Source organism: Streptomyces sp. NBC_01214 (assembly GCF_026340975.1).
Lineage (GTDB): Bacteria > Actinomycetota > Actinomycetes > Streptomycetales > Streptomycetaceae > Streptomyces.
This window is the reverse complement of the sequence record NZ_JAPEOS010000001.1, coordinates 259,283-278,254: the sequence shown is the minus strand read 5'-3', so window position 1 is coordinate 278,254 and position 18,972 is coordinate 259,283. Positions and strand designations below refer to the sequence as shown.

17 protein-coding genes are annotated in these 18,972 nt (G+C 72.4%); 7 read left to right on the top strand and 10 right to left on the bottom strand.

Annotation, left to right across the window (positions count from 1 at the left end; genetic code table 11):
- Positions 1-83: 83 nt before the first annotated feature.
- From OG594_RS01405 to OG594_RS01380, 6 genes are all read right to left on the bottom strand, one after another.
- Entirely contained in the window at positions 84-623 is a 540-nt protein-coding gene (locus OG594_RS01405) for a bacterial proteasome activator family protein (RefSeq protein WP_030014634.1), read from the bottom strand.
- Positions 624-726: 103 nt separating this feature from the next.
- Complete coding sequence (locus OG594_RS01400; protein ID WP_266602505.1) at positions 727-3,483, bottom strand: FtsX-like permease family protein; 2,757 nt, start codon at positions 3,481-3,483, stop codon at positions 727-729.
- Between the two features lie 101 nt (positions 3,484-3,584).
- A complete protein-coding gene (locus OG594_RS01395) occupies positions 3,585-4,349 on the bottom strand; it encodes an ABC transporter ATP-binding protein (protein ID WP_266594685.1) in 765 nt (254 codons plus the stop codon).
- Positions 4,350-4,374: 25 nt separating this feature from the next.
- The gene (locus OG594_RS01390) at positions 4,375-5,028 is read right to left on the bottom strand and encodes a PadR family transcriptional regulator (protein ID WP_266594684.1); all 654 of its coding nucleotides are present in this window, start codon (positions 5,026-5,028) and stop codon (positions 4,375-4,377) included.
- 96 nt (positions 5,029-5,124) lie between these two features.
- The gene (locus tag OG594_RS01385; protein ID WP_266594683.1) at positions 5,125-5,673 is read right to left on the bottom strand and encodes a hypothetical protein; all 549 of its coding nucleotides are present in this window, start codon (positions 5,671-5,673) and stop codon (positions 5,125-5,127) included.
- A gap of 195 nt (positions 5,674-5,868) precedes the next feature.
- Positions 5,869-7,521 (bottom strand): protein kinase, encoded by a 1,653-nt coding sequence (locus tag OG594_RS01380; RefSeq protein ID WP_266594682.1) that lies wholly within the window; start codon positions 7,519-7,521, stop codon positions 5,869-5,871.
- Positions 7,522-7,750: 229 nt separating this feature from the next.
- Here OG594_RS01380 and OG594_RS01375 point away from each other — a divergent pair, with 229 nt between their 5' ends.
- Entirely contained in the window at positions 7,751-9,385 is a 1,635-nt protein-coding gene (locus OG594_RS01375; protein ID WP_266594681.1) for a protein kinase, read from the top strand.
- A 71-nt stretch (positions 9,386-9,456) separates the two neighbouring features.
- On the opposite strand, the gene OG594_RS01370 is transcribed toward OG594_RS01375, so the two are convergent.
- Together OG594_RS01370 and OG594_RS01365 are read right to left on the bottom strand one after the other, a co-directional pair.
- On the bottom strand, positions 9,457-9,873 hold the full coding sequence (locus OG594_RS01370) for a pyridoxamine 5'-phosphate oxidase family protein (protein ID WP_266594680.1): 417 nt from the start codon (positions 9,871-9,873) through the stop codon (positions 9,457-9,459).
- 127 nt (positions 9,874-10,000) lie between these two features.
- Positions 10,001-10,663, bottom strand: a complete 663-nt coding sequence (locus OG594_RS01365) for a response regulator transcription factor (protein WP_030010544.1) — start codon at positions 10,661-10,663, stop codon at positions 10,001-10,003.
- A 327-nt stretch (positions 10,664-10,990) separates the two neighbouring features.
- On the opposite strand from OG594_RS01365, the gene pdhA reads away from it, so the two are divergent.
- The 6 genes from pdhA (at position 10,991) to OG594_RS01335 (ending at position 17,163) form a co-directional block, all read left to right on the top strand.
- Positions 10,991-12,193: a pyruvate dehydrogenase (acetyl-transferring) E1 component subunit alpha gene (pdhA, locus tag OG594_RS01360; RefSeq protein WP_033214801.1), complete on the top strand. Its 1,203-nt coding sequence runs from the start codon at positions 10,991-10,993 to the stop codon at positions 12,191-12,193.
- Entirely contained in the window at positions 12,193-13,173 is a 981-nt protein-coding gene (locus tag OG594_RS01355) for an alpha-ketoacid dehydrogenase subunit beta (protein ID WP_030010542.1), read from the top strand. The genes pdhA and OG594_RS01355 overlap by 1 nt, the downstream gene beginning before the upstream one ends.
- A gap of 12 nt (positions 13,174-13,185) precedes the next feature.
- Complete coding sequence (locus OG594_RS01350; protein WP_266594679.1) at positions 13,186-14,610, top strand: dihydrolipoamide acetyltransferase family protein; 1,425 nt, start codon at positions 13,186-13,188, stop codon at positions 14,608-14,610.
- Positions 14,611-14,705: 95 nt separating this feature from the next.
- Positions 14,706-15,344 (top strand): hypothetical protein, encoded by a 639-nt coding sequence (locus OG594_RS01345; RefSeq protein WP_266594678.1) that lies wholly within the window; start codon positions 14,706-14,708, stop codon positions 15,342-15,344.
- A 47-nt stretch (positions 15,345-15,391) separates the two neighbouring features.
- The gene (locus OG594_RS01340) at positions 15,392-16,327 is read left to right on the top strand and encodes a GNAT family N-acetyltransferase (protein ID WP_266594677.1); all 936 of its coding nucleotides are present in this window, start codon (positions 15,392-15,394) and stop codon (positions 16,325-16,327) included.
- A 71-nt stretch (positions 16,328-16,398) separates the two neighbouring features.
- Positions 16,399-17,163: a hypothetical protein gene (locus tag OG594_RS01335; RefSeq protein WP_266594676.1), complete on the top strand. Its 765-nt coding sequence runs from the start codon at positions 16,399-16,401 to the stop codon at positions 17,161-17,163.
- Between the two features lie 22 nt (positions 17,164-17,185).
- On the opposite strand, the gene OG594_RS01330 is transcribed toward OG594_RS01335, so the two are convergent.
- Together OG594_RS01330 and OG594_RS01325 are read right to left on the bottom strand one after the other, a co-directional pair.
- Positions 17,186-17,596, bottom strand: coding sequence for a PPOX class F420-dependent oxidoreductase (locus tag OG594_RS01330; protein ID WP_266594675.1), 411 nt, complete (start codon positions 17,594-17,596; stop codon positions 17,186-17,188).
- 103 nt (positions 17,597-17,699) lie between these two features.
- Positions 17,700-18,905 carry a DUF1266 domain-containing protein gene (locus tag OG594_RS01325; protein WP_266594674.1) on the bottom strand — a complete coding sequence of 402 codons (1,206 nt, stop codon included), beginning with the start codon at positions 18,903-18,905 and terminating at the stop codon, positions 17,700-17,702.
- Positions 18,906-18,972 lie beyond the last annotated feature (67 nt).

Genomic DNA, 18,972 nt, shown 5'->3' with positions numbered 1-18,972 from the left:
GGGGGCTGAAGACGGGTGAAGCGGGGCCGGGACGCGCCCGTGGGGCGTGGGCCGGACCCGCTTCTTCTGCTGTCCGCCGGAGGCTAGAGGTAGGGGCCCGAGCGGATCGCGCCGTGGCCGCCGTCCTCGTCGTCGTCGTGCGGTCCGCCCGGCGGGAGGGCGCGGCGCATCTGCTCCAACTGGGCCCGCGCCGCCATCTGCTGTGCGAACAGGGCCGTCTGGATGCCGTGGAAGAGGCCCTCCAGCCAGCCCACCAACTGGGCTTGGGCGATCCGAAGTTCGGCCTCGGAAGGAATGGCCTCCTCGGTGAACGGGAGCGACAGGCGCTCCAGTTCCTCCACGAGCTCCGGGGCCAGGCCGTCCTCCAGCTCCTTGACCGAGGCGGCGTGGATGTCCTTGAGCCGGACCCGGCTCGCCTCGTCGAGAGGCGCGGCACGTACCTCTTCCAGGAGTTGCTTGATCATGCTGCCGATCCGCATGACCTTGGCGGGCTGTTCGACCATTTCCGTCACCGGGACCTCGCGCGACTCGTCATCGGCGTCGCCGACCGCCGTCCCGTCCTGTCCCACGATCAGGACGTGCGGGGGGCTGTCCTGCGACCGTTCACTCCTCGGCATCTCCATGCCGTCATTCTCTCGCACACCTCCGTACTCACACGGTGTGCCCCCGTACAGTCGTGATCCACCCTGTACGGGGGCACCAGCCGGAACCGGTTCCGGGCCGCGGCTACCCCTCGGCCCGGCGGGCCAGCGCGCCGCTGGAGCGGGTGACGAGGGCCGCCAGCAGGGCCGCGCCCAGCGGAACCACGACGACCAGCCCGCCGAGGGTCTCCCACGGCACGGAGATCGGCACGAACGGCACCGCTTCCGTGATCGCCGAGTAGCCCCGATCGATCGACTCCCGGTAGAGCGCGTCCGCTTCCCGCTGTTCCGTCAGGCGCAGGCCGACGGCGGGCAGGATCCCGGCCGCCGAGCCCAGGACGACGCCCATGAGGGCGACCACCCCGCACTGGAAGCCGCTCAGCGTCCGCCGTACCCGCGGTGCCGCGCCCACCGCGGCCAGCGTCTTCAGGTCGGCCTCGGCGTCGGCCTGGGCGAGCCCCGTGGCGATGCCGGCCGCGCCGATGGTGACGAGTCCCGCGAAGACGGCGAGGGCCAGCATGACGAGGCTGTTGTCGCCCTCGTAGCCCGCCTCGATGCGCAGGGCGACCTCCCCGCCACTGCGCTCGATCTCCCCGTCCATCCGCTGGCGCTGCTCGCTGGACGCCGTCCCGTCGAGGCGGAAGTACGATCCCACGGGCGCGGTGACCAACCCGGCGGCCTTGGCCGCCGCGGGCGGCAGGATCAGCTCGACGCCCCAGCTCTCGACCGACTCGGGTGCCTGGTGGACGGTGAGGACCTTGTCCTCACCGGGCGTCTCGTCGTAGCGCCCGCGCATGATGTCGTCCTTGCCCTGTTCGGTGATGATCCGCAGGGTGAGCTTGCCGTCCTTGACCTGGCGCTTGTCGAAGGAGACGGCCCGGCCGGCCTTGAGCGCGGCCACGGAGCCCGGGTCGGTGACCGCGAGCACGCTCAGCACCTTCTCGTCGCCGACGACGACGGGGTGCTGCGTGCCGTGCGGGGGCTCCTGGCAGCGCCAGTCCTGGCGCAGTTCCTTGCGCTGCGCGTCGGAGAAGGCCTCGCTGCCCTTGACGTCCTCGTAGAGCGGGCAGCGCTGGTCCTTGGGCGTGATGACCTCGGCGCGGCCGCAGCCGGGGTCCGAGGAGAACGACTCACAGCTCGGCTTGCCGACGACCAACCGGTCGACGTCCGCCCGCTGGGCCAGCGGCAGTTGCTTGGCGAGGGCCTCGCGCAGGGCGGGCACCTCCTTGTACGCACTGTTCTCGGTGGCGTCCAGCAGCCCGGTTCCGTGCGGCAGTTCAGCCCGGTACTCCTGGCGCATCTGCACGTCGTAGCTGTGCTGGTACGTCGCCACGGCGACGGTTCCGGCGACGGCGGCCAGTACGGCGGCCACGGCGGGGGCCGTACGCCCGCGATTGCGCACGGCGTCGCGCAGCGCGAGCCGCGGCGACAGCGGCAGCCACCGCCCGAGCCGGCCGAACAGGCCGACCAGGACCGGGGTGAGGGCGACGATGCCGAGTTCGGCGAGGGCGCTGCCGCCCGCCACGACGGGGCTGCCCAGGTCCGAGGTGGTGCCGTAGAGGGCGATCGCCGCGCCGGCGCCGACGGCGATCAGGCCGATGACGGGCAGCACCCGATTGGCGCGCCGGATGCCGCGGCGGCCGGTCAGCGAGGCCAGCACGGTCTGCCGGGAGGCGGTGACGGCCGGGACGATCGCGGCCAGCAGGCCGGTGATCACGGCGAGCAGGGCGATGCCGGCCAGTTCCAGCGGGCGGAAGTCGAAGCCGCCGAAGCGGTTGCCGAGCGACTCCTCCAGCACCGGTCGCAGCACGACGGTGAGCACGACGCCGACGACGGTGCCGATGACGGCGGCGACGGCGCCGAGGACCAGGCCGCCGGAGAGCACGATGGAGCGGATGTGGCGCCGGTCGCCGCCGTTGGCGCCGACCAGGCCCAGCTGGCGGCGCGAGCGGCGGGCGCCGACCGCGAAGGCCGGTCCGGCGAGCAGGCAGATCTCCAGCATGGCCAGGCCCACGACGGTGGCCAGGATGGCCATCTGGACGGTCTTGTTGCCGTCCCGCTCGGACTTCGCGCTCGGCTCGTCCTGGTAGAGCGGGACCTCGGAGTCGGCGGGCGGGTCGAGGACGACGGCGCGGGAGACGACGACCAGGCCCTTGGTGTTGGCCGCCTTGACCGCGTCCCAGGTGACGCCCGCGCCGCCGACCTTGACCAGGTACTTGTCGTCGGGGGTCACCGTGCGCCCGCCGGACGCCACCAGCGCCTTGTTCAGCGGGGCGATCAGCGTCCCGGGCGGGGCGATGATCTCGGGGCGTCCGAGTTCGTCCGGCAGCTCGTAGGCGCCGACGACCTTGTACGGGGAGGTGGCGCCGCGCGGGGTGACCGAGGAACCGACGGAGAAGCCGGACTCCTTCAGGAAGGCCCGGGTGGCGATGACCTCGCCCGGGCCCTCGGGCAGCCGGCCGCGGTCGAGCGTGATCATGCCCTTCACCAGGGGGCTGTGCGTGTCGAGTTCGCGCAGCTGGGTGTCGAGCAGCCCGTGCGTGGTGCGGACCTTGGTGTAGCCGGTGCTGTCCTTGAGGGCCTGGACCCCGGGCGGGAGCAGGGACTCCACCGGTTCCGGCTTCTCCCGCGAGTACTTCGAGGGGTCGTAGTCCTTGTAGCCGCCGACGGGCGAGGATCTGGTGCCGTCGGGGTTCTGGTAGACGGGCCCGGACATGTGCGAGTGGCTCACCCGGGCGTCGGCGGCGCCGATCATCCGGGTGAGGGTCTGCTCGGGGGAGAGTTCGGCGCTGCGCAGCGTGAGGTCGGCGGCGCTCACCCCGACGATCGGCAGGGCGAGCATCGCGAGGACGAGGGAGCTGCGGCCCTTGGCGCGCCAGGCGTCGCGGCGGGCTATGCGCAGGGCCGCGACCCAGGAGTGGTACCAGCCTTGGAGCGGAGCGGTCACTGGCCGGCCGCCTGCCCCGAGAGGAGGGAGTCGGCGTGGCTGCGCAGGGTCTCGTCGACCACGCTGCCGTCGCGCAGGAAGACCACGCGGTCGGCCCAGGCGGCGAACCGCGGCTCGTGGGTGACGAGGATCCCGGCGGCGCCCGCGTCGCAGCGGGCGCGCAGCAGGGCGAGGACGGACTCGCCGGTCTCGGAGTCCAGGGCGCCGGTCGGTTCGTCGGCGAGGACCAGGCGGCGGTCGCCCACGAGGGCGCGGGCGATGGCCACGCGCTGCTGCTGGCCGCCGGACATCTCGTCGGGGAACCGGTCGGCGAGCTGGCCCAGGCCCATCTCCTCCAGCGCGGCGAGCGCGGAGACGCGGGCCTTGCGGGCGGATGTCCCGTCGAGTTCCCGGGGCAGCGCCACGTTCTCGGCGGCGGTGAGGGCCGGTATCAGGTTGTAGTCCTGGAAGACGTACCCGATGCTGCGGCGGCGCAGGGCGGCCAGCTGCTTGCGGCTCGCCGCGGTGATGTCGGTGCCCTCGACGATCACGCGGCCGCTGCTCGGGGTGTCGAGCCCGCCCGCGAGGGTGAGCAGCGTGGACTTGCCGGAGCCGGAGGGGCCCATCACGGCGACGAGTTCGCCGGGGAAGACCGAGAGGTCGATCCCGCGCAGGGCGTGCACCTCGGTGGCGCCGCTGCCGTGCGTGCGGACGAGTCGGTCCAACTGCAGTACGGGCTGCTGGGACTGGGACTGGGTTTGGGGCTGGGGCTGGTCAGGCATGGAGTGTCCCCCCTGGAACGGTGGTTCAGCCACGGCGCGTACGAGCGGTACGGGGCGGGGTGGTGGTGGTCGGGGCCGGGGTCTCGGCTGGGGCGGCCTGGGGCGGTTCGGGTTCTGCGGCTCTCCGGTCGGCCGGCAGGGAGAGCCGGACGAGCCGGGCTTCGCAGTGGTCGAGCCAGCGGGCCTCGGCCTCGGTCTGGAAGATCAGCTGCTCCAGGACGAGCAGCCAGGCCACGTCGTCGCGTTCGTGGGACCGGCCGTTCTCCACCGCGGCGAGCGCCGTGGCCTTGAGCCGGGTGTAGTCCTGCATCGCCTTGATCGTGGCGTGCCGCTGGGACTGGATGACGGCGCGGATGTCCACGCCGGGGGCGCCGACGGCCATGGCGAGCTTGATGGACAGCTCGTCGCGGGGCGGGTTGGCCCGGTCGACGGGGCGCCCGTACCACTGGAGCAGCTCGGTGCGCCCGGCGTCGGTGATGGCGTAGAGGGTGTGGCCGGCGGCGTCCTCGCCGTCGGGGGCGACGAGGCCGTCCCGTTCGAGACGGGCGAGGGTCGTGTACACCTGCCCGACGTTGAGCGGCCAGGTGGAGCCGGTGCGGGATTCGAACTCGGTGCGCAGCTGGGAGCCGTACCGAGGACCCCGTTCCAGCAGGGCGAGTAGCCCGTGACGGATCGACATACTCGGTATGTATACCGAGTATGTTCACTCCCGGCAACCGTCCTGAGGCGTACGTCGTGCGGGGGACGCCCGCCCGGAGGGGGAGGCCCGGGCCGCTCAGATCCCCCGGCGCAGACGCATCCCGAGGTAGCCGAGACCGAGGCCCATCAGGGCGAATCCGGTGCCGAGCGGCAGTATGTGCGCGGCCAGGTCGGCGGCCCGGTCGTTGGGGGCGGTGTCGAGGGCGGTGACCACCGCCGGCGGCGGGCTCGGGGCGGCTACGGCGGCGGTTTCCGGCGGGCTCGGGGTGGCTACGGCGGCGGTCGGCGGTGGCAGGGGCGGCGACGGCGGCGGCGGGGTGGTCCGGGTGCGCTCGGTGGGCTCCGTGTGCCCGGTGTGCGGGGGTCGCACCGGCAGCAGCGGCCGGGAGGCCACCGTCAGCTCCGGGTTGGCGGGCTCGCCGACCGGCCGCCCGGGGCGGTCGCGCCCGACCCCGGCGACGCTGCCGGCCAGTTCCTCGTAGGGGTCGTCGGGCGCGGCGGGTGCGGTGGCCTGTCGGGCCGGGGTGAGGAAGGGGCCGGCGTACGCGGAAGCGGTGGGCGCGAGGGTGGCGGCGGCGAGGACTGCGCAGGCCAGCCAGTGCGGCGGGCGGAAGCCTTGGATCACGGCGAGCCCCTCCCGTCCCGAGCCACGAGCTGCTCGCTGCGCGTCAGAGATATGCGCCCAGATTTACATAGTGGGGCAAAACCGGCATCCCGGGCGCCCCATTGGGGTGCCCGGGATGCCGGTGTGTCGCACTGCGCTGCGCACTGCGCTGCGCACTGCGCCGCCGGGCGCCGCCGCGTGGCGGCGCCCGGCGCGCTATTCGGGGTTGCCGGTCGACACGGTCAGCGTGTACTCCGTGCCTTCCTTGTCGATCTTCTCGCCGGCGGCCGGGGACTGGAACAGCACCGTGTCCTTGCCGTACACGGCCTCGTCCTTCTCCACGATCTTGTACTTGCCGCGCGAGGCCTGGATGCACTCCTTCACGGAGAGCAGGTTCTTGTACTTGAGGTCCGGCGCCGAGTACTTGCCGGCCTCGCTGTAGTGCTTCACCGGCTCCGAGCACTTCTTGGGGTCGATCGTGCGCGTCAGGTCGGGCCCCTTGTACCCGGCCTTCGCGGAGGCCGACGCGGAGCTCCCCGGGTCCGCCGTCGTGTTGCCCTTGTCCTTGTCGTCCCCGTTCATCGAGATCGCCACGATCAGCCCGCCGACGGCCAGCAGGGCCACGGCGATCGCGCCGATGACCACCGGCCGGTTCCGCTTGCCGTCACCGGACGCCGCGGACGGCGCGCTCGTCGGGGAGATCGTGTACGGGGGCGGGGTCTGCGGTGCGTACTGCTGCTGCGGCGGGGGCGTGTGCGGGTAGGCGTAGCCGCCCTGAGCGTGCTGGGGGGCCGGCGTCGGCGCGTACGGGGCCGGCGTCGGGGTCTGCGGCGCCTGGTACGGCTGCTGCACCGACTGCGGGGGCGTCTGGTACCCGGACTCCACCGGCGGGAACACGGCCGAGGCCACGCCCGCGCCGCTGCTCAGGGGTCCGTGGCCCTGGACGATGACGGGAGCCCCGGTCTGCCCCGAGCCGAGCACCCGCGCGACCTCGTCCCCCATGGCCGCGGCCGTGGGGAAACGCTCGTTCGGGTTCTTCTTCAGGGCCCGTGCCACCAACGCGTCCATCGCCGGGGTCAGCGACCGGTTGATGGAGGACGGGGCGACCGGCTCCTCCTGCACGTGGGCGTAGGCGATGGCCAGCGGCGAGTCCGCGTCGAACGGGATCCGCCCGGTCAGCAGCTGGAAGAGCATGATGCCGACCGAGTAGAGGTCGGAACGGGCGTCGACCCCGCGCCCCAGCGCCTGTTCGGGCGAGAGGTACTGGGGGGTGCCGACGACCATGCCGGTCTGCGTCATCGAGGTGACCCCCGACTGCATGGCGCGGGCGATGCCGAAGTCCATCACCTTGACCACGCCGCGCTTGTTCACCATGACGTTGCCGGGCTTGATGTCGCGGTGGACGAGCCCCATCTCGTGGCTGGTCTCCAGGGCGGCCAGCACGTCGGCCGTCACCTTCAGCGCCTTGTCCGCCGGCATGGCCCCGTGTCGGCGGATGTCCTCCTCCAGGACCGAGCCCAGCGGCTGGCCCTCCACGTACTCCATGACGATGTACGGCATTACCGCGCCGTCGCCCGCGGCGGCGCCGCCGCGGGTCACTTCGCCTTCGCCGGTGTCGAACACCGAGACGATGTTCGTGTGCGACAGTTTCGCTACAGCCTGGGCCTCACGGCGGAATCGTTCGCGGAAGGACTGCTCGCGGCCGAGGTCGCTGTGCAGCGTCTTGATGGCGACCTGCCGGTCGAGGGCCGAGTCGTACGCCAGGTACACGGACGCCATGCCGCCCGCACCCAGCAAGTCCCTTAGCTGGTAACGGCCACCGGCCAAAGAGCCGCCCGCGTACTGGCCCTGAGTGCCGTCCTGGCTCATGACTGTTGCTCCCCCTCGGGATGTCTTCCCACGCCGCTGGCCGGGCGCACATGGCGCCCAGTCTGCCCGAGGGCAAGCACACGTCAAGCCAGGTACCCGTTCCGTGACCACACGGGCACAGGCGGCCTTGTCCGAACGGTGACCGGTTCCGAGGCTGTAGCGTTCACCGGAGCACCGACGAAGAGGCCGACCGCTGAGCGGCGACCGAGAGATACGACGGCGAGGACTGATGGCACCCGAACCCGATGGAAACGGCGCCGGGATGACCGATGGTCCTGAGCAATGGGGCGCCGGCGGCCTGGTGGGAGACGGCCGTTACCGGATGACGCACCGGCTGGGCCGCGGCGGCATGGCCGAGGTGTTCGCGGCCGAGGACGTCCGACTGGGCCGCACCGTCGCCGTGAAGCTGCTGCGCGCCGACCTCGCCGAGGACCCGGTGTCCAAGGCCCGCTTCACGCGCGAGGCGCAGTCCGTCGCCGGACTCAACCACCACGCCGTCGTCGCCGTGTACGACTCGGGCGAGGACCGGGTCGGCCCGAACACCGTCCCGTACATCGTCATGGAGCTCGTCGAGGGCCGCACCATCCGCGACCTCCTGCTCAGCGCGGAGGCTCCGGGACCCGAGCAGGCGCTCATCATCACCTCGGGCGTGCTCGAAGCCCTCGCGTACTCGCACCAGCACGGCATCGTGCACCGTGACATCAAGCCCGCGAACGTCATCATCACCGAGACCGGCGCGGTCAAGGTGATGGACTTCGGCATCGCCCGCGCCCTGCACGGCGCCCAGTCGACGATGACCCAGACCGGCATGGTCATGGGCACTCCGCAGTACCTGTCGCCCGAGCAGGCCCTCGGCAAGGCCGTCGACCACCGCTCCGACCTGTACGCGACCGGCTGCCTGCTCTACGAACTGCTCGCGCTGCGGCCCCCGTTCACCGGCGAGACCCCGCTGTCGGTGGTCTACCAGCACGTCCAGGACGCGCCGGTGCCGCCCTCCCAGCTTCCGGAGGGGCGTCACCTCCCGCAGGAGCTCGACGGCCTGGTCATGCGCTCCCTCGCCAAGGATCCGGACGACCGGTTCCAGAGCGCCGAGGAGATGCGCGGGCTGGTCCAGTACGCGCTCCAGATGCTGCACGACCAGGGGCCGAACACCGGCACCTGGGGCACCGGCCCGGTCACCATGTCCCTGCCGCACGGGCGGGGCGGCGCCGCCGCCACCACGGCCATGCCCGTGAGCGGAACCGGCGGGCAGCAGTACGGGGCGCACGCCTCGACCTCGCAGTTCCAGGCGCCGATGGTGCCGTCGCTGAACCCGGACGACGGCTCGGCCTTCCCCGGCGGCCACGGCCAGGCCGGCAACGGCGGCTACGACGGCTATGACGGCTACGACGACCGCGGTGGCGGCGGCAGCCGCTGGAAGGCGTGGCTGTTCGCGGTCCTCGCGGTCGTCGCGGTCATGGGCGGCGTGGCCTACGCCGTCAACAGCGTGGGCAAGGCCGACAACAAGAAGCCCGAGACCACCCAGACCACCCCGGGCGACGAACCGAGCAAGTCCGCCTCCCCGAACCTCACCCAGCCGCCGCAGACCCAGGACAACCCTCCGGCCACCAACGACAATTCGCCGCCGCCCACCCGCAGCCGGACACAGAGCTTCAGCCCGACGCCGACGGCCACCGCGACGCACACGCCGACGGGTACGGCCTCGCCGAGCAGCTCGGCGCCGACGAAGCCGGCGACGACCCCGCCGACGAAGCCGCCGACGGCGACGCCGACCAAGCCCACGGAGACGAGCGGCGGTGCCGGTGGTGCCGGCGGTGCCGGCGGCCCCGGTGGCGGTGGCGGCGGCACCAACTCGGAGGAGTGAGTACGGATGCGCGGACGGGCCCGGCGGAATCAATTCCGCCGGGCCCGTTCCCGTATCCGCGTGAGCGCGGGTCAGAGTGCGTGTTGGTACTGCCGGTCCGGAATGCGTACGAGTGAGTGCACAGTGACGAACTGGGGTTCGATCCGCATGTAGACGGGGTCGAAGACCTGTCCGTCGATGAAATGCGGAACCGGACCAAACAGCTCCAGCTCGGCGTTGGTGGGCTCGACGACCTGCGCCGTACCGGTGAACTGGACCGACCAGAGCTCGGGGTCCGGTGAATGGGAATTGTCGGCCCCGTAGGCCACCACACTGCCGTTGCAGGCCTGGTGGTAGCCGAAACCGGAATGCATTCTCAAGAGCACCCTGCCGTCCACCACGATGTGCCGGGCGAGCGCGAGGAAGGGCAGCGCGCGCATGCTGGTGGCCACGCGGCCGTACGGCACCCGGCGCAGCAGTTCGACGGCGTGGAGTTCCTCGGAGGACATGCCGTCCACTCTCGGTCACCGACACCCCGCCGGGGAAGGGCAGCCCGCCCCGAGGACCGGGGACGTTGGTCCCGAAGGCAGCGCCGGGCCCCGTGGAACCCGTACCGCCGCGGCGCGGGCGGCGGGGTCAGCGCCGTTCGGCCTGTAGGCGGGCCACGTAGGCCGCGGCCTGGGAGCGGCGCTCCATGCCCAGCTTGGAGAGCAGGCTGGAGACGTAGTTCTTGATGGTCTTCTCGGCCAGGTGCAGCCGCTCGCCGATGACGCGGTTGGTCAGGCCCTCGCCGATCAGGTCGAGGATCTTCCGCTCCTGCTCGGTGAGGTGGGCGAGGCGGTCGTCGCCCCGGCCGTTCCTGCCGCCGTCGCGCAGCCGCTCCAGCACGCGGGCGGTGGCGACCGGGTCCAGCAGCGACCTGCCGGCGGCGACGTCGCGTACGGCGCTCAGCAGCTCATTGCCGCGGATCGCCTTGAGCACGTAACCGGAGGCGCCCGCCATGATCGCGTCGAACAGCGCCTCGTCGTCGGCGAAGGAGGTCAGCATCAGGCACTTGACGTCCTCGTCCTGCGAGCGCACCTCGCGGCAGACCTCCACGCCGCTGCCGTCGGGGAGCCGGACGTCGAGGACGGCCACGTCGGGACGGGTGGCGGGGATGCGGACCAGCGCGTCGGCGGCGGTGCCGGCTTCGCCGACGATCTCGATGTCCTCTTCGACCGACAAGAGCTCGTGGACGCCGCGACGCACCACTTCGTGGTCGTCCAGGAGGAATACCTTGATTTTTCCGTCTTCGCGCACGAAGTCAGTTTCACACACTCACCCCTTCCCTGCCGGAGTTACCCGGGATAACGTGCCGTTGTTCCCGGCCCCTGCAAGGCTGTGACCAGTGGTTGTTCCCGTTGCTGTGTTTTTACTAGGAAATCCAAGCAAAAACGCAGGTCAAACGGGGTTTCGCAGTTATGCGGCGCACTGGGTAACGTGCATTGCGCAGGGCACTCGCCGGGACACCTGTCACGCCTGAATCCCCGTACGCGAAGCGCACCCACCCCGTGCGCTCGTTACGGATACAGGTGAGCCGCACTGGACCCCGGAGAACCCGGGTGCCGGACCGACGGAGGAGCACACGTGACCGTGGAGAGCACTGCCGCGCGCAAGCCGCGACGCAGCAGCGGCACCAAGCGGGCGGCAGGCGCGGCGAACGCCGCCGCCAAGCCCGCCGCTGCCACCGCGCAGACGCAGGACGCCGTACCTCAGCTCGTACAGCTGCTGACGCCCGAAGGGGACCGCGTCGACAACGCGGAGAACGCCGAGTTCGCCCCCTTCGTCGCCGACATCACCACCGAGGACCTGCGCGGGCTGTACCGCGACATGGTCATGACCCGTCGGTTCGACGGCGAGGCGACCGCCCTGCAGCGTCAGGGCGAGCTGGGCCTGTGGGCCTCGCTGCTGGGCCAGGAGGCCGCGCAGATCGGCTCCGGCCGGGCGCTGAACGACGAGGACTACGTCTTCCCGACGTACCGCGAGCACGGCGTGGCCTGGTGCCGCGGGGTCGACCCGACCAACCTGCTCGGCATGTTCCGCGGCGTGAACCACGGCGGCTGGGACCCGAACACCAACAACTTCCACCTCTACACGATCGTCATCGGCTCGCAGACGCTGCACGCGACCGGTTACGCGATGGGTGTGGCCAAGGACGGCGCGGACTCCGCGGTCATCGCCTATTTCGGTGACGGTGCGTCCAGCCAGGGTGACGTCGCGGAGGCGTTCACCTTCTCCGCCGTCTACAACTCCCCTGTGGTGTTCTTCTGCCAGAACAACCAGTGGGCGATCTCCGAGCCGACCGAGCGCCAGATGCGCGTGCCGCTCTACCAGCGCGCGCAGGGCTTCGGCTTCCCGGGCGTCCGCGTCGACGGCAACGACGTGCTGGCCTGCCTGGCCGTGACCCGCTGGGCCCTGGACCGGGCCCGCCGCGGCGAGGGCCCGACCCTGGTCGAGGCGTTCACGTACCGCATGGGCGCGCACACCACCTCCGACGACCCGACGAAGTACCGGCGGGACGAGGAGACGGCGGCCTGGGAGGCCAAGGACCCGATCCTGCGCCTGAAGGCCCACCTGCTGGCCACCGGGGGCGCCGACGAGGCGTTCTTCACGGAGCTCGAGGCGGAGAGCGAGGCGATGGGCAAGCGCGTGCGCGAGGCCGTGCGCGCCATGCCCGACCCGGACACCATGGCGATCTTCGAGAACGTCTACGCGGACGGGCACGCGCTCGTCGACGAGGAGCGCGCCCAGTTCGCCGCCTACCTCGCGTCCTTCGAGGAGGGTCACTGATGGCTGTCGAAAAGATGTCGATCGCCAAGGCGCTCAACGAGTCGCTGCGCAAGGCGCTGGAGCAGGACCCCAAGGTCCTGATCATGGGTGAGGACGTTGGCAAGCTCGGCGGCGTCTTCCGGATCACCGACGGCCTGCAGAAGGACTTCGGCGAGGAGCGGGTCATCGACACCCCGCTCGCCGAGTCGGGCATCGTCGGCACCGCCATCGGCCTGGCCCTGCGCGGGTACCGGCCGGTCGTGGAGATCCAGTTCGACGGTTTCGTCTTCCCCGCGTACGACCAGATCGTCACGCAGCTCGCGAAGATGCACGCGCGCGCCCTGGGCAAGGTCAAGATGCCCGTCGTCGTGCGCATCCCGTACGCGGGCGGCATCGGCGCGGTCGAGCACCACAGCGAGTCCCCCGAGGCGCTCTTCGCGCACGTGCCGGGCCTCAAGGTGGTCTCCCCCTCGAACGCGAGCGACGCCTACTGGATGCTCCAGCAGGCGATCCTCAGCGACGACCCGGTGATCTTCTTCGAGCCGAAGCGCCGCTACTGGGACAAGGGCGAGGTCGACTTCGACGCCATCCCCGGTGAGCTGCACAAGGCGCGCGTGAGCCGCGAGGGCTCGGACGTCACCCTGGCCGCCTACGGCCCGATGGTGAAGGTCTGCCTGGAGGCCGCGGCCGCGGCCGCCGAGGAGGGCAAGTCGGTGGAGGTCCTCGACCTGCGCTCGATGTCCCCGGTCGACTTCGACGGGATCCAGGCCTCGGTCGAGAAGACCCGTCGGCTCGTGGTGGTCCACGAGGCGCCGGTGTTCCTCGGCGTGGGCGCGGAGGTCGCCGCTCGCATCACGGAGCGGTGCTTCTACCACCTGGAGGCGCCGGTCCTGCGCGTGGGCGGTTTCCACGCCCCGTACCCGCCGGCCCGCCTGGAGGACGAGTACCTGCCCGGCCTGGACCGGGTGCTCGACGCCGTCGACCGCTCGCTGGCGTACTAGGAGACCCGCGTCATGACCATCCGCGAATTCAAGATGCCCGATGTGGGCGAGGGCCTCACCGAGGCCGAGATCCTCAAGTGGTACGTCCAGCCCGGCGACACGGTCACCGACGGTCAGGTCGTCTGCGAGGTCGAGACGGCCAAGGCCGCCGTGGAACTGCCGATCCCGTTCGACGGCGTCGTGCACGCGCTCCTCTTCGAGGAGGGCACCACGGTCGACGTCGGCCAGGTGATCATCTCGGTGCAGACCGGCGAGGCGGAGGCTCCGGCCCCCGCCGCCGCGGCGGCCGCGGCTCCGGCCGCCGCCGAGCCGGCCCCGGCCGCCCGCCAGCCCGTCCTGGTCGGCTACGGAGTCTCCGAGTCCTCCACCAAGCGCCGCCCCCGCAAGGCGGCTCCGGCGCCCGCCGTGGCCGCGCAGAACGGTACGGCGGCCCCGGTGGCCGCCCCCGAGGCCCCGGCCGCCCCGGCGCCGCTCCCCGCCGTTCCGGCGCAGCCGACCGGCGAGCGGCCGCTGGCCAAGCCGCCGGTGCGCAAGCTCGCCAAGGACCTCGGCATCGACCTGGCCTCGGTGGTCCCCACCGGTGACGGCGGGGTCGTGACCCGGGAGGACGTGCACGCTGCGGCCGCCGCGGCGATCGCCCCGCAGGCCGCCGCGCCCGTGGCGGCTCCGGCCGCCGCCCCGGCCGCCGTGGCCGCGCCCGTCGCGGTGGTCGCGGCCCCCGCGGCCGACGCCTCGGCGCGGGAGACCCGCATCCCGGTCAAGGGCGTCCGCAAGGTCACCGCGCAGGCCATGGTCGGCTCGGCCTTCACCGCGCCGCACGTCACCGAGTTCATCACCTTCGACGTGACGCGCACGATGAAGCTGGTCCAGGAGCTCAAGGCCGACCCGGACCTCGCGGGGCTGCGGATCAATCCGCTGCTGCTCATCGCCAAGGCCGTGCTGGTGGCCATCCGCCGCAACCCGGACGTCAACGCGTCCTGGGACGAGGCGGCCCAGGAGATCGTGCTCAAGCACTACGTCAACCTGGGCATCGCGGCGGCCACTCCGCGCGGGCTGATCGTCCCGAACATCAAGGACGCGCACGCCAAGACCCTCGGCGAGCTGTCGGAGTCCCTGTCCTCGCTGGTCGTCACGGCCCGCGACGGCAAGACCTCCCCGGCGGACATGCAGAACGGCACGATCACCCTCACCAACGTCGGCGTCTTCGGCGTCGACACCGGTACGCCGATCCTGAACCCCGGCGAGTCCGCGATCCTCGCGGTCGGTGCGATCAAGCTCCAGCCGTGGGTCCACAAGGGCAAGGTGAAGCCGCGCCACGTCACCACCCTGGCGCTGTCGTTCGACCACCGTCTCATCGACGGCGAGCTCGGCTCCAAGTTCCTCGCCGACATCGCGGCGGTCCTGGAACACCCCCGCCGCCTGGTCACCTGGTCGTAGCGGCACGTACGACGCCCCACCCGATGGCCGGTCTCCCCCGCGGAGGCCGGCCATCGGCCGTGCGCAACGAAGGAACGTCCCGAAGGAGCGGTGCGTTGGAAGAACATGTCCCGGCGGCGCCCGTGGCGTCGGAGACGACGCTCGTGCGCGAGGTCTTCGGACCGCTCGGCCGCCTCGTCGAGTGCGGCGCGGCGCTGGAAGCGGCATCGGTGGGCGAGTTCGTCGCGCGTCACCGCGGCGAACTGGACCGGCTGCTGGACGTGGTGCGGCGGCTGGGCGCATTCCACGACGCGTCCATGGAGATCATGGACGGGCTCGGGTACCTGCGCGAGCACGAGGTTGCGCCGGCCGTCCTGCTGATGTGGTCGGGATGCATCGAGGAGCCGACCTCGGACCTCGGCGCCCCGGAAGCCGTTCGCCGCATGGCCCGGGCGGGCGCCGACCGCCAGCTGGCGCACCTCCTCCAGGCGCTGGTGGGGGTGGCAGCCCTGCGCGGCGGCGACGACGCGGAGGGCCGGGCCCGGGAGATCGCGGAGGTGATCGGCGCGGTGTGCACGTGGGGCGGGGCCGGCCGCGGGCGCTCGCTCCACGAGGTGTTCCTGATGTGGAGGGTCGCGTTCCTGCCCGGGCTCCTGCTGCCCTCGTCGGGCTCGGCGGAGCCCTTCAAGCGGCGCCTGCGGGAGTACGCCCACGCCCTGGAAGGGATCGTGGCCCAGGGGGAGCGCCCAGGCTGAGGGGAAACCCCTGTTCAGAGGGGTGAACCCCGTGTGATCATCGCCAGATGATCTTTCGTGCTGCCACCGCGGACCCCGCGGACCTGGACCGTGCCGTCGCCCATCCGGCCGACGGGCCCGTGCCCGCCCTGACCGCCGAGCGGATCCGTGAGGAGCTCGCGGAGAACCAGATCCGGCCCGAGTGGATCTGGTTCGCCGAGGACGAGGACGGACGGATCCTCGCCCGCGCCCTGTGGTGGGGGCGCGCCGACAGCGAGCGGCCCGTCGCGCTCGACTGCCTCCAGGTGCGCGAGGACGTGGCCGACCCGGTCGGGGTCGCCGCCGGGCTGCTGGAGGCCGGGCACGCCGCCTTCGGCACGCGGCCTGGCTACAACATCTCCCTGCCCCGGGGCTGGCGGGAGCGGCCGGAGCTGGCCGCGGCGGTCGCCTGGCGCCAGGAGGCCGCGGCCGAGGCGGGCCTGACGCGCGAGATCGAGCGCCTGCGCTACGAGTGGACCCCGGCCGCCGGGACGGCCGGGCCCACCGGCCGGCTCGTCTTCCGCGAGGGCACGGACGAGGAGATGCTGGACGCCTTCGTCCGGCTCTCCCGGGACAGCCTCGACCTGGCCACGCAGCACGAGCTGGAGCTGATGGACGCCGAGCAGTTGGCCCGCGAGGACTTCGAGTTCTACCTCGACTGCCCCGGCGAGCGCTCCTGGTGGCGCCTGGCCCACCTTCCGGACGGCCGCCTCGCGGGCCTGGCCGTCCCGTCGGCGACCCCGTACCACCGCAACGTCGGCTATCTGGGCGTCGTACCGGAGCAGCGCGGCCAGGGCCTGATCGACGAGATCCTGGGCGAGATCACCCGCTTCCACGCCGCCGCGGGCGCCGGGCGCATCACCGCGACCACGGACACCGTCAACGTGCCGATGGCCGCCGCCTTCGACCGCGCCGGCTACGAGGTCACCGAGATCCGCCTCGTCCTGGAGGCACCGTCCGGATGAGGCCCGCACGGCTCCCGTGAGCGCGTGCGGCCGCCCCGGGAGGTAACCTCCGCCCGGGGAAGGGGGCGCGGGTGTCCATCGCCGAATTGCAGGTGTACTCCGTAGAGGAGGCCGACGTCACGGGCGGCGTGTGCGTGGTCCGGTGCGTCGGCGGGGTGGCGCGGGCCGGACAGGTCTACGCCGTCGGGGAATCCAGGATCGGCCTGCGCCGCATCGAGCGCCACGGGCGGGCCGTCGGCTCCTTCGACGCCGGGCACGTCGCGAAGGTCCACCTGGCCGGCGCCATGGTCGCGCTGCTCACCCGGGGCCAGGTGCTGACTTCGGTGCCGCCCGACGGGCACGCGCTGGAGGAACTGGAGGCTTGGCTCGCCACCGACCCGCCGCTGCGGGACGAACCGCACCCGCGGACCCTGCGCGTCCTGGCCGGGGTGCGGATGCGGGACGAGCGGCTGTCGGACGGGATCCGCCTGCGCTGGGGCCGGATCGCGCTGGCCGCCACCCACCGCTGCGCGCGGGCCGAAGGCGGGTCCGATCTGCTCCGGGCCCCCGAACTGGCCTGCGTACAGGTCTACTTGATCCAGCAGTTCGGTCCGGACCGGGGCGGTGACCCGGCCGCCCTGTGCCGGGATCTGCTGGCGTTGATCGACCTGACCCCGGAGCAGGCCGCGGCCCAGGGCCGGGTCTGGCGGGACCTCCCGTACCACCGGATCCGGCACCTGCGCCGGATCAAGAGCCTGATCCCGTGGCTGGTGCTCGTACGGCCCCACCTCGCGGACGCCGACCCCGCGGCGCGGGCGGTCGACGCCTGGGCGACGGTCCGGTCCGACCTGCCCTAGGTCGGACCGCACGCCGTCGGGTCTACCGGGCCGCGTTGCCGAGGACCTTGGTCGGGGTGATGCGGACGACCACCCGGACGTCCTCGGCCGGGGCCTGCGCGTACTCCTTGCCGGCCCCGGGGCCCATGTACTCCTCGGCGATCCGGACGGCCACCGCCCGGCCGATGTCCTCGGTGACGGTGGCCGTGCCGCGGATCTCCGCGTAGAGGAAGGGATTGGCCAGGTCGAAGACGGTGAGGCCGACCCGCCCGTCCCGGACGATGTTGCGCTCCTTGCGGCGGCCCTGCTCGGTGGAGACCAGCAGGTCGCCGCCGTCGCGGGTCACCCAGATCACCGAACTCTGCGGACTTCCGTCGGGGTTGATGGTCGACAGGACGGCGGGGTGCGGCGCGTCGAGCAGCCCCCGTACGGTCTCGTTCAGCTCAACAGTCATGGCGGCGAGGCTAGTCCGGGAGCCGGTGGCCCGCCGCCGGTTTCCGGCCGCGGCCGCCGACTACCCGAGGTCGGACACCGTCCGGACGGCCGGGGGACATCCCCTAGTTCCAGGGGATGTTGAGCCAGGGGCTGGCCGGGTCGGTCGTCAGGGCGAGGTGGGCGGCGAGGGCGGTCGTGTACCAGGTGCCGAACTCCTCCTCGTCGAAGTGCAGGCACCGTCCGAGGACGTACCCGGCGGAGAACTCCGCCCACGAGCGGTACGTGTCGCGTGCGGCCTCCCCGGCGCGCAGTACGGCCCTCTCGGCCTCGGCGACGGTCCCGTAGCGGCAGCCGACGCCCCAGCGGGCCATCTGCGAGGCCCGGCCGATGTCCCAGCCCTCCACGGAGCGGACCCAGCCGTCCTCGGGGAGCAGTCCGTCGGCCCGGAAGCGCTGCTCGTAGCGGGTGATCCGGCCGATCAGGCGTTTGACGCCGGCTATTTCACCCTCGACCTCGGCCGCCGGCCGCGGCCGGGCGACGGTGACCCCGTCGGGGGTGAGCTGCGGCTCGGCGGCGCGTTCGGCGCTGCGGCGCAAGCTCGATTCGGCGGCGTGCCGCCAGTGCTCGATGTCCACCGGCCCGGCGAAGTCGGAGGCGAGGGCCCGGCGGACGCGGAGCGCGTACTCCCAGACGGGGCTGACCATCCCGCACTCCAACAGCGTCTCCAGGGTGGAGAGCCAGTCGGACCGGTCGGTGATGCTCCAGCTCTTCGCGACGCGGCGGCGCTCGTACTGGTAGCCGCTGCCGTGGTAGGCGAGGGAGTTCCAGAACTCACCGTTCGTGACGGCGAGATGGCCGCCGACGGCGAGGCCGTGGGCGACGGGCCCGTGCAGCGGGCCGCCGGTGAACAGGGCGTGGACCTTGCCCTCGGGCAGGCCGTAGTGGGGGGCGGCCTCCGCGTGGGCGCGCCAGCGGGCCAGGTCGGCGGGGGTGGCGGTGAGGTAGGCCTCGGCGGGGGAGCCCGGGTTGACGGCGAGGAAGGCGGGGTCGTCGGCGGCCCAGACCTTGGCGAACCAGCGCAGGCTGCGCGACTCGTAGACCGTCTCGGGGGTGGGGGCGGGCAGCATGCCGGCGGTGTGGACGACGAGCATCCGGTCCGGGGTGGCGTGGAAGAACACCGAGTCGGGGTGCGCGTCGGACCGTGCGCGGGACTGCGCCACGTACAGGGGCGTACGGGCCAGTACGTCGAAGTACGCGGCCCAGTCGCCGGCGGTCTTGGCCTCGTACAGCGCTCTCTCGATGGCGCTCGGCGCGCTCCACGTCCCCATACGGCCCGACCCTATACGGGCCTTTGCCGGGGTTCCGGCGGGGCCCGAGGGGGCCCGAGGGGGCGTC